Genomic DNA, 10,240 nt, shown 5'->3' with positions numbered 1-10,240 from the left:
CATGTTGCTTTCGTCCTCCAACTCCCACGCCTCGCGGGATTCGATTCAGGAAGGAAAGGAGCAATGTGACGATTATGCTCTTCCGGTAGACCGCGGACCAGGCACTCAGGACTGCTTTGCTAATCTGAGTAAATCAGCGGAATCTGCGGATAAGAAAATATCTTTTCAATTCGTGATAATTCGTGCGAATCCGTGGTTCAAGCATCTGAATAAATCAGCGTAATCCCGGATCGAGTCCAGGACGGCGTCTGCGGATAAAAACCAGCGGATGGAGAATCTCCGCCATCAGTGAAGAGGAGTCTCTTTCTGTGTCCAACTGTGTTCATCATTGGTTCCCAAAATTCGGAATTCGTGGTGGAATTATTTTTTGTTTTCAATCTGAGAAAATCAGCGCAATCTGCGGATAGCAGAAATCTTCCGCAGCAGGCTATGATTCAGCGACGTGGTCTGCCTTTTTAATCCCTGTGAATCCGTGTGCATCCGTGTTTTCAATTTTCTTCGCGTCTTGGTGTTTTTCGGGCACGGCATGCCGTGATGCTCCTGCAATCCCTGAAAATCCGGGTTAATCCGTGGATCAGAATCTTTGTATTAAAGGCGGTTTGATGTATATACTGGAGCACCGCGTGTGGTTCAGTCACATTGCAGATTGGAGGTCGCGTGACATGGCATCCCAGAACGAACTCAGAATAGAGACGAATGAGCAGGGGAAGACGGTGTACCGGCTGACGACTCATAGGCGAACACTTACTGAAACTGACATCGTAAGTTTCGTGAATCTGGTGGGGCTTCATGAGCCGCCGTTTATCGATATGGAATGGGTGAAAAGCACGATGCCCGGCCTGCACGCCCGGCGATTTGCGCCCGCTCCTCTGCTGATCAGCCTGGGAATGGGACTACTCGCGACCTCGATCATGAAGATCATCAGCGCAATGACCGAGAAAGAAAACCTGGGGCAATTTCACGGGATGGTCTGGCTCGAGGCGGCGGTAAAGAATCCGGCGTTCCCCGAGGACACGCTGCACGTGGAGGTCGAGGCGTGTGTCGACCGGAAAACAAGCAGAGGACAGACGCTGGTCGATCTGAAACATGCCGTCATGAACCAGAGAAATGAAATCGTGACGGTTTTCACGGAGAAATTACTGTTTGAGCCGATTTCCCCCTCACCTTAGTCCTCTCCCTCAGAGTCTCAGACCCTAGGGAGAGGAGACTAAGAACGAAGGCAGAAAAGATCTCTTTTTTCACCACCGAGGCGCAGAGCGCGGAGGAGAAAAGACCAGTGGTTGAAGTTCAATGTTCGAGATGAGAAAGAAGCTGTAGTAGCCGGTCGACTTGACATTAACATTCGGTTTGGTATAAGTTTTTTGCTTAGGATAACCTCTTGGCTTACCGCTTCGGCTAGACATAACGTTTGACTACCGTTGAAAGAGGAACGACCATGAAGACAAAGCTGGCGCTGTTGAGGTTGCTTCTTCTCATTTCGCTGAGTTTGACCGGTTGCGTCATATGGGATGCCCATCCGGCATTGGCGATGTATCCGGGTGCGACCGACATCATGCTTCAGGGGTTTCATTGGCAGGCGAAAAACAATGGGCAGCACGGAGCGTGGTACGATCTGATCGCTGCAAGAGCACAAGACATGCAAGAGGCCGGCATAACCATAGTATGGTTTCCGCCCGCCTCAAAAACACCTCGATGGGACTTGAACGAAGAGGGGGATCCTTATTCGGCCTGCGGATACGTTCCGATGGACTATTACGATCTCGGCGAATACGAGCAATGGGTGCAGGACGGCTGGCCGAACTATACCGGAAGATGGTACCGGCATGGCGGTTTCGAAACTCTCTATGGAAGTCGTGAGGAGCTCGAAGACGCTATTAATGTTTTGCACGGCAGAGGAATACGCGCGATAGCGGATATCGTCTTGAATCACAGGGGACCCAGACAGAAGAATGATTGCGACGAATGGATAAGTTGGGGGGATGAGACAGGAACAATCGCAAGCGGGAAGATGTTTTGGGGACACAAGAACGACTGCAGTCCTCCAGAAGTTGTTTCGAGTAACGGCGGGGGTGGCGGAAATGATGACGGTGAATCCGAATTTCCTCCCAACATTGCGCACCAGGACGCGAACGTACGGAGCCAGTTTAAGGGATGGTTGTTCTGGATGAGAAATTCCATCGGGTTTGACGGCTGGCGATACGACTACGTGAAAGGTTTTTCTCCGGATCGAGTGAGGGAGTACAACGATGCCACGAATCCCACCTGGTCAGTGGGTGAGTTTTGGGACGAAAATACCGACGCCGTCATTGCCTGGATAAACGCGTCGCACACGGACGATGCAAAGAAATCGGCCGCATTCGATTTTTCCGCCAAATCGATTCTGACGAGAAGCTTCGGCGCGGGCAACTACGAAGAACTGAAGGCTCTGCCGGGGCTTATGGGGAGATGGCCTGCAAAAGCGGTTACCTTTCTCGATAATCACGACACGCACCCTCCACATGAAAATCCGAGACAATTTCCCGACCACAGGCTTCTGGAGGGGTATGCCTATGTTCTGACGCATCCCGGTGTTCCCTGCATCTATTGGCAGCATTTTTACGACAAAGGGCAGCTCATTCACGACAAGATCAAGGAGCTCTCCAACTTGAGAAGGGAACAGGGGATTTCCAATACTTCCACCGTATGGGTTATTCGCGCCGAGCAGGATTTGTACGCAGCCCAGATCGATAATAAACTGGTGGTGAAGATAGGCTCGCAACCGTGGGAGCCTGCCGATGCCGGGATCTCCGGCTACACGGTGCGATCCGAGTACGGCGATTACCGGATATGGACGAAGACTTCGACCGGAGGAGCCGAGACCGTTTTCAGGGTTCATCGGGACGTCGGGTTCGGAAACTTTGTATCAATCCGAGGGAGCATTCCGCAGTTAAATAATTGGGGCGGGCCGGGGAGGTCATGCGTTTGGTCCCCCGGCAACATCTGGCAGTGCGTCGTCACCGACATACCTGCCGGTCAATCCTTCGAGTGGAAATCCTTGAAAAACGACTCGATTTGGGAATCGGGCCCTAATCATTCCGGCGCCGGACAAACGACTCACGAAATCCGGCCATCCGGCTACTGAATATTCAATCGCTTTGATTCAGAAAGATGTCCACATGGCAATGAGCAGGCTGAAGTATGCTTCCCGCTCAATCAAGAAGGACGGTTGCTCTCGACGAGAGTGCTGCGGGTGCTCGTGACGTGAAGAACGGCCGCTGGCGACAATGACTCCGCGTGAGAGAAAGAGACGAGACTTCATCTATTGGCGCCTCTCGAGGTCATACCTTGCGCTGCGGCCGAGGCGCTCGCCTAAGGAGGGAAAGAAAATGCAAAAGGACGGCAAGGAAATGTCTGCGGCAGGCCTGATTCTGACAAGTTGGACGTCATGCCTGAGATTCCTCGCTCTGCTGATTGCGATAATGCTTCTCGCATGGCTTTTCCTGCATTTTCTGTTACCGTCCGCTCTGTCGAGAACGGCGGGTAACGTAGAACTCATTGCATGTGGAATTACTGTGAAGCATAGCGCCGGCCCTAACCCAGATAGCACCACGCTGTTGAATTTGCCCGCGAATTGCTTCTTTTCTTCAACGGGTGTTTCCTTGCGAAAAGGGGATTCGTTGAGGATATCTGCGAGCGGTATGGTTGATACCGGCGGGTTCTTTGACTGGAAAAGGGTGTATGATGATGCCGCTACAGGCCAGTTCTTTAACCAAATGATGGAAGAGAGATTTGGAACAACGCCTGATCGGTCCCTTGCGGATGAGATCATAAAGAGACAACACATGGAAGACTTGCGGTTCAGTTGGAGAAATGCGGATGGCGCATTAGTCTATGACATTGATGAGAAGTTGTTGGTATGCGACGAGAAAAATGAGGATAAGATAGCGAGTTTTAAACTAGTGAATAATGATGATGCAGACTTCGGCTGTCTCCTCGGGTATTTCGCCCATGAAGACGAAGTACGCAGGAATACGAAGACTGCGGCAGAGGATTTATGTATAGTGAGCGAAGACGGAACATTCCAACTTGATCGCGCGAGGTTCTTCAAAATTGGGAGGGGCGCTCGCGTATCTTTTCAGGGCGATGGCATAGCGGTGGAGGGGAAATCAGATAGTATCCCCTTTGGTTGGAGAAAGGCCACCTTGTTTATTGTTGTAAACGACTGTATCATGACCCGCGAAAACTTCGACTCGCTCTGCGGCGAAGGAAGCGGAGTGATTATGGCAGATTATAGATTTCAGAGAAGTTTTTACGAAAACAAAACGTTCGTTGGAACGCCGGGATGCGACTTAAAAGGCTGGCAAAAGTCGCTGGCGGCGATCTGGTTTTGGAATAATATCGGTTCGTTCACTGTGGTGATAGAGAAAAGGACACGCCCTTTGTTCGGCCTTTGATGTTTTTCCATCCGTCAAAGCTTGTCCCGGACCCGATCCGTGATCAGAGTTTGAGAATGCGCGCGATGTTGCCGCCCATCACCAGGCTCTTTTCTTTTTGGGTAACCTCGCCCTCGAGGGCCGAATTGTACATTGCGCGGACCACATGCGGCCACTGGAAGGGGGCGTCGGTGCCAAAGCAAACGCGGCTTGCGCCGAGTGTCTCGATGGCCTGCAGGATGGCCTTGTAGGTGGTCGCGCTGCCGACAAGAGCCATATTCGGGCACTCCAGCGCCATCTCGATTACGGCGTTATTCAAGTCGACATTTGTCATGCCCATGTGTACCATCAGGACGGGCGTTTCAGGGAACATCCTGGCGATCTTGGCCGCGCGAAACGGATGCGTTCGCTCGTACTCGTCCGGCCCGATGTGGAAGGCGATGGCTTTGCCCGTTCCGGCGATTGCCTCAGCTACCGGCAGACCGAGCTCAGGGTCGTCGATATAGTAATGATTCTGCGCGCCGTTCATCTTGACGCCGTAAAAGCCGTATTCCTCGGTGCAGATTCTGACCATTTTGAGAGCGTGCTTGACGCTCACTGTCGGGTCGGCCCAGCCGAATCCAATCAGCTTATCCGGATATTTTTGGACCGCATCGTAAATGTACTTGTTGTGGCCTTCGATCCCGGTCCCTTCATAATCCGGTCTGAGCCAGACAAGGGTCTTATCGATGCCCGCGCGCGCCATTCGCTCCAGATGCTTTTCGACGCTGAACTCGCCGCCGGTGGGGGAAATGTGGGTATCCGCATCAATAATCATTTTCTTCCGTGAGGGCTTCGCTTTTTTCGGCATGGGCGATCATCTCCAGAATTTGCAGGCGACCTGCAGGGGCTCACTCCGCCAGACTTCATCCGCGCGACATCCAGGACCTTTCAACTTTATACCATCAGCGTGGACGGACGTCAAATATCGTCGCGGGGATCCTGTCGAGCCGCGGGGAGCCGATCGAAAGATAAAGCCGCGGGAAGCGAGAATTCCTTTCCTGTTCATCGGGCAGTACATTTTGGTGAACCGAATGAGGAGCTTGATGCGACTTCCGCTGCTCTCTAAATTATAAGCAATTTTGTGACAATGGGTTAAGACGAGGTTTTATTGGGCGCAGGCGATGCAACATCTTTGGAACAGGAATTGCTCCTGCTCTTTACCGCTGAGGGGGGAAAAATGCCTTTCGGCGGAATGAATTACGGTGTTTTCTTATCCGATTGAACAACAGCCGTCATTTTAGACCATAACGGCAGAGGATTTCATGCGCGGTTTTATGTCTTTTCTTTTTTGGCTGCTGAAGAAAGGCGCTGCGGCGCTCGGTGTCTTTTTAAGGGAGATCTTCCGCGGGATTCTTCTGATGCCGGGGATAGTAAGGAAGCCTTCGGTGTTGGGCCGGTGTTTGCTGACGGCTCATCTGGCTCAGATAACCGTGGTGTTGGTCATCGTGGGGATGGCCAGCTTCGTACCGGCTGCTGTCGATGCACAGCTCGAAAAATTATATCCGCCAACCACCGTCAGAATGATATTCGGATTGAGGACCAACACGATGCCGCATCCCCGGCTTGATCAGCAAAAAAAGTTGGCCCGACATATTTTGTGGGCGGGTTCGGGAAGCCTGATCGTTTGTCTTTTCCTGCTACATGTTCCTCGCGCGGTCAATCGCACTACGGCTCTTGCGCGCCGCCGCGAAAGCGAAGCCGATGTGCTGCTCGATTCGGAGCCGTCGGCCAGCGCGTTGCTCTACGCCGCCGCTCTCTCGCTCGCGGTAGAGCCGGATTACGAGAAGACATTGAACGGGAAGCTTTTAATAGCAAAGGAGCGGGTGCGCGAATTGAATCAGGCTAAAGGCGCATCCGCGGAGAAAGCAATTGGTCCTGCGCCGGCGTCACAGACTGTTGATTTGCCTGGAACATCTCAGGAGGTTTTCAATCAAAAAAGAGGCGCGGCGGCGACATTGGAGACGTGTCCGTCTGCGGCGGCTGTTGTCGGGCCTGACGGGCGCTACTGCATCCGGCACGAGATCGGGCGCGGCGCGATGGGCATCGTCTTCCGCGCCTACGATAGCGTCCTGGCGCGCGATGTGGCCCTGAAGCAGCTTCCGGATTCCATGAGTCACGACGAGAAATTGGCGATGCGCTTTCAGCAGGAAGCCCGAACCCTCGCCCGGCTCAACCACCCCAACATCGTGCACGTTTATGATTTTGTTGAGCAAAACGGGCAGTGCTGGATTGCGATGGAGCTTGTCGAAGGCGAGGAACTGGACGCGCTGCTGAGGAAGAAAGGGCCGCTGCCGATACACGAGGCGGTGCGCCTGATCGTTCAGTTGGCGGAGGCGCTGGCGTACGCGCATGAGCATGGAGTGGTGCATCGCGATGTGAAACCGGCGAACATCTTTGTAACTGGAGAGGGTCTCCTGAAAATAGGCGATTTCGGATTGGCAAAGCTGGCTCAATCCAGTCTGCACACGCATACAGGCACTGTGTTGGGTTCTCCCGCATATATGAGTCCGGAACAGGCCGAGGGAAAAGAGGCGGATTCTCGCTCTGATATTTACGCCTTCGGAGTTACCGTTTATAAAATCCTGAGCGGACACCTGCCGTTCACAGGAGGACTTGAGACAGTTATCGTACAGAAATTGACTCGGGAACCGCCCTCGTTGCGAGGGCGAAACGATCAGATTCCGGAACAACTTGACGAGCTGGTACTCCAGATGCTGGCTAAGGATCCGGAAAAACGGCCGAATGGAATGAGAGCCTGCCTCACAGAATTACAGGCATTCGCCGATCTATCGGAGGGTCTTGAAGAATCAGGAAAACGCGCATCATTCGCACAGCAGATTCAGGGTTCAACGGATTCTAATGTGGAACCAGGAGGAGCGGGATGATACGGTTGTCGATCAGGTTTAACGGCGCGGTAATTCAGGAGCTGGAATTCGACCAGGACGAGATCACCATTGGCCGGAACGCGGACAATTCGGTTCAGATTGATAATGTGACGGTCTCGGGAAAGCATGCGAGAATTCTGCGCGAGCGGAACCAGCACCTCGAGGAAAAGTACCGGTACATTGTGGAAGATCTTGAAAGCACGAACGGCACGTTTGTCAATGAGAAGAAGGTGGCGCGCAGGGTTTTGCGCGAGAAGGACTTGATTACCGTCGGCAAGCACACCATCGCGGTCAGCTTCCGAAAATTCGGGCTGCAGGAAAGAGGGCAGAGCATCAGCGAAATCGAGAAAACGCAACGACTCGAACCCGACCGCCAGAAACAGATTTTGAGAAAGCTGTTCAGGTAAAGAAGCCTTTCTTGCCGGCAGAGCGATTTTCGCCGAGCAGAGGTGTGCTTTTACTCGAACAGTTCCTGTTTGTTGATCTGCTTCAGTTTTTTGAAAGACTCGACGGCATGGCGGCAGGCGTCGAAGGCGGCGCCGCGGGTTTCCGCCGCGACTGCGGCCGCCAGGATGATATCGCCGATCGTGAGATTTCCAACCCGGCGAATCAGAAGCACGTCGTCAATCGGCCATTTCTCGCGCATCTGTTTTTCGATCTCGGCGATCTCGTCTTTGAGGCCTTCCTTTGGAGCGAACTTGATGCCGCCGGTCTTCTTTCCCTGTGCGACGGGTTTGACGACGCCGAAATGAACGACGACGGAGCCGGAGCCGGCTGTATTTATTCGCTTGTAGACTGATGCCGGATCAATTGGATTTTGCGTTACTTCGATCATGTTTCCTCCTCGGTTCGGGGTAGACGCCGAGTGGGTTGTCGCCGCAATTCATTTATCCTTAAGGTCCCTGAGAAGGGAAAGCACCCGGCGGCGAATGTCATCCCGCACTTGATTGAACTCCTCTCGCGGCATGTCCTTCGGATTTGGCAGGTCCCAATCGAAGCGCATCTTTGCGGGCAGGGAAGGCGTATCGGCGCCGCAGCCCATGGTAACGATCATATCACATTCGGCGGCGGGAACCGCATCCAATCCCTTGGATTTGTGGGATGAGATATCGATACCGATTTCCTTCATGGATGCGATGGCTTTCGGATTGACGACGCCCGACGGCTCTGAGCCCGCGCTGTAAGCTTCGATGACTCCCTTGCCGAGTTCATTGGCAAATCCTTCGGCCATTTGTGAGCGACAGGAATTCTCAACGCAGACAAACAATATTTTTTTCATGGCATCTCTTCTTTAAATATATACCAAATCGTTTTGGTTCTTTACTTGCGTATATCAACGGCTCATGTCTTGCATGAAACATGACAGACGCCGGCGGGCGTCTCCACCGCGTACGGATAGTACTTCTGCTTGAACCACAGCGCCACGTTCACCAGACCGATGAGGACCGGAACCTCGACCAGCGGACCGATCACGGCGGCAAATGCTTCCCCCGAGCTTATTCCGAATACTGCGACCGCGACCGCGATCGCGAGCTCGAAGTTGTTGCTGGCCGCGGTGAATGATAGCGTGGTGCTCTGCTCGTAATTGGCGCCGACTTTTTTGCTCATATAGAACGAGACCAGGAACATCAGTACGAAGTAGATGAGCAGCGGGATCGCGATGCGCACGACGTCCAGGGGCAACTGGACGATGTATTCGCCCTTGAGCGAGAACATGACGACGATGGTGAACAGCAGCGCTATCAGCGTGATCGGGCTGATCTTCGGGATAAACTTGTTCTCATACCACGCCTTATCTTTGAGCGATATCAGAGAGAAGCGCGTGATGATGCCGGCGATGAACGGGATGCCGAGATAGATGAACACGCTCTCGGCTATTTGGCCCATCGAGACATGGACAGCCAGACCTTCCATCCCAAGGAACCCTGGAAGAACGGTGATGAAGACGTACGCATACACTGAATATAAGAGAATCTGGAAAATCGAATTGAAGGCCACGAGCGCGGCGGCGTATTCGGCGTCGCCCTTCGCGAGGTCGTTCCACACAATCACCATGGCGATGCAGCGCGCAAGCCCGATCATGATCAGGCCGACCATATATTCCGGGTACCCGCGCAGGAACAACACCGCCAGCACGAACATGAGGATAGGGCCGACGATCCAGTTCTGAACGAGCGAAAGGCTCAGGACCCTGGTGTCCCTAAAAACGCGCCCGAGCTCTTCATATTTCACTTTGGCGAGCGGCGGATACATCATCAGGATGAGGCCGATGGCAATCGGAATCGAGGTCGTTCCGACCTGAAATTTTGTTATGAAGTTGACGATTCCGGGGGTGAAGTATCCCGACGCGACACCAAGAATCATTGCACAAAAAATCCAGAGCGTCAAGAACCGGTCCAGGAAGGAAAGCTGCTTTGTCACACCCGTATCCATAATGTTACCCTTTCCGTTATTGTCTTTGCGGTTACCAAATAGCCGGGTAGAAATACAATCTGGACCTCAAGCTTTGCAGAGTTCATGAGGATCGATTTTCAGCACCTTTGCCAATCGAGTGCGGTCGGCTTCGATCAGGCGGTCGTCATTCAGCCAGTTGCGCAACAGGGCCAATTGGACCTGGTCGTAATCGGTCCGTCTCTTTCGTGAGAGACTGTAGAACATCCACGTTCCGTTGCGCCTCGATTCGACCAGCCCGGCCTTCTTGAGGATTGAAAGGTGTTTCGAGATCGTTGGCTGCTTCAGTCCGATGACCGCGATGATCTGGCAGACGCACAGTTCGTGTTCCTCGAGCATCTTAAGGATGCGCGCGCGCAGGGCTTACGCATCTAAATTCCGAGTAATTTCTGTAGGAAAGTTTGATCGAGGGCGGCTTTTGTTCTTTTTCTTCTGAGTGATAGCTTTGGT

11 protein-coding genes are annotated in these 10,240 nt (G+C 53.0%); 6 read left to right on the top strand and 5 right to left on the bottom strand.

What is annotated here, in order from left to right; translation table 11 throughout:
- Window position 1 precedes the first annotated feature (1 nt).
- The 4 genes from C4520_00915 to C4520_00900 all read left to right on the top strand — a co-directional run bounded on the left by C4520_00915 (window position 2) and on the right by C4520_00900 (window position 4,433).
- Window positions 2-223 (top strand): hypothetical protein, encoded by a 222-nt coding sequence (locus C4520_00915; protein ID RJP26226.1) that lies wholly within the window; start codon window positions 2-4, stop codon window positions 221-223.
- A gap of 439 nt (window positions 224-662) precedes the next feature.
- Window positions 663-1,169 (top strand): hypothetical protein, encoded by a 507-nt coding sequence (locus C4520_00910; GenBank protein RJP26228.1) that lies wholly within the window; start codon window positions 663-665, stop codon window positions 1,167-1,169.
- A 266-nt stretch (window positions 1,170-1,435) separates the two neighbouring features.
- Complete coding sequence (locus tag C4520_00905) at window positions 1,436-3,121, top strand: hypothetical protein (GenBank protein ID RJP26225.1); 1,686 nt, start codon at window positions 1,436-1,438, stop codon at window positions 3,119-3,121.
- Window positions 3,122-3,365: 244 nt separating this feature from the next.
- Entirely contained in the window at window positions 3,366-4,433 is a 1,068-nt protein-coding gene (locus tag C4520_00900) for a hypothetical protein (GenBank protein RJP26224.1), read from the top strand.
- A gap of 43 nt (window positions 4,434-4,476) precedes the next feature.
- Here the strand turns inward: C4520_00900 and C4520_00895 are convergent, their stop codons facing one another.
- Window positions 4,477-5,229, bottom strand: coding sequence for an amidohydrolase (locus tag C4520_00895; protein RJP26227.1), 753 nt, complete (start codon window positions 5,227-5,229; stop codon window positions 4,477-4,479).
- A 487-nt stretch (window positions 5,230-5,716) separates the two neighbouring features.
- Here C4520_00895 and C4520_00890 point away from each other — a divergent pair, with 487 nt between their 5' ends.
- Together C4520_00890 and C4520_00885 are read left to right on the top strand one after the other, a co-directional pair.
- Complete coding sequence (locus C4520_00890) at window positions 5,717-7,339, top strand: serine/threonine protein kinase (protein ID RJP26223.1); 1,623 nt, start codon at window positions 5,717-5,719, stop codon at window positions 7,337-7,339.
- Window positions 7,336-7,746, top strand: a complete 411-nt coding sequence (locus C4520_00885; GenBank protein RJP26222.1) for an FHA domain-containing protein — start codon at window positions 7,336-7,338, stop codon at window positions 7,744-7,746. Before C4520_00890 ends, C4520_00885 begins: the two co-directional genes overlap by 4 nt.
- A 50-nt stretch (window positions 7,747-7,796) precedes the next feature.
- On the opposite strand, the gene C4520_00880 is transcribed toward C4520_00885, so the two are convergent.
- From C4520_00880 to C4520_00865, 4 genes are all read right to left on the bottom strand, one after another.
- Complete coding sequence (locus C4520_00880) at window positions 7,797-8,174, bottom strand: molybdenum cofactor biosynthesis protein MoaE (protein ID RJP26221.1); 378 nt, start codon at window positions 8,172-8,174, stop codon at window positions 7,797-7,799.
- Window positions 8,175-8,222: 48 nt separating this feature from the next.
- The gene (locus C4520_00875; GenBank protein ID RJP26220.1) at window positions 8,223-8,618 is read right to left on the bottom strand and encodes an arsenate reductase ArsC; all 396 of its coding nucleotides are present in this window, start codon (window positions 8,616-8,618) and stop codon (window positions 8,223-8,225) included.
- A gap of 62 nt (window positions 8,619-8,680) precedes the next feature.
- Window positions 8,681-9,772: an arsenical-resistance protein gene (arsB, locus tag C4520_00870; GenBank protein RJP26219.1), complete on the bottom strand. Its 1,092-nt coding sequence runs from the start codon at window positions 9,770-9,772 to the stop codon at window positions 8,681-8,683.
- A gap of 66 nt (window positions 9,773-9,838) precedes the next feature.
- Complete coding sequence (locus C4520_00865) at window positions 9,839-10,150, bottom strand: transcriptional regulator (protein RJP26218.1); 312 nt, start codon at window positions 10,148-10,150, stop codon at window positions 9,839-9,841.
- Between the last annotated feature and the right edge of the window lie 90 nt (window positions 10,151-10,240).

This window comes from Candidatus Abyssobacteria bacterium SURF_5 (genome assembly GCA_003598085.1).
GTDB lineage: Bacteria > Abyssobacteria > SURF-5 > SURF-5 > SURF-5 > SURF-5.
The sequence above is the reverse complement of the archived record's forward strand: the minus strand, read 5'-3'. Positions and strand labels throughout refer to the sequence as shown.

Excerpts from the sequence above, each read along its gene's own strand:
- C4520_00905 (RJP26225.1), top strand. The coding sequence starts at position 1,436 with ATGAAGACAAAGCTGGCGCTGTTGAGGTTGCTTCTTCTCATTTCGCTG.
- C4520_00880 (RJP26221.1), bottom strand. The coding sequence starts at position 8,174 with ATGATCGAAGTAACGCAAAATCCAATTGATCCGGCATCAGTCTACAAG.
- arsB (RJP26219.1), bottom strand. The coding sequence starts at position 9,772 with ATGGATACGGGTGTGACAAAGCAGCTTTCCTTCCTGGACCGGTTCTTG.
- C4520_00875 (RJP26220.1), bottom strand. The coding sequence starts at position 8,618 with ATGAAAAAAATATTGTTTGTCTGCGTTGAGAATTCCTGTCGCTCACAA.
- C4520_00900 (RJP26224.1), top strand. The coding sequence starts at position 3,366 with ATGCAAAAGGACGGCAAGGAAATGTCTGCGGCAGGCCTGATTCTGACA.
- C4520_00915 (RJP26226.1), top strand. The coding sequence starts at position 2 with ATGTTGCTTTCGTCCTCCAACTCCCACGCCTCGCGGGATTCGATTCAG.
- C4520_00910 (RJP26228.1), top strand. The coding sequence starts at position 663 with ATGGCATCCCAGAACGAACTCAGAATAGAGACGAATGAGCAGGGGAAG.
- C4520_00885 (RJP26222.1), top strand. The coding sequence starts at position 7,336 with ATGATACGGTTGTCGATCAGGTTTAACGGCGCGGTAATTCAGGAGCTG.
- C4520_00890 (RJP26223.1), top strand. The coding sequence starts at position 5,717 with ATGCGCGGTTTTATGTCTTTTCTTTTTTGGCTGCTGAAGAAAGGCGCT.
- C4520_00895 (RJP26227.1), bottom strand. The coding sequence starts at position 5,229 with ATGATTATTGATGCGGATACCCACATTTCCCCCACCGGCGGCGAGTTC.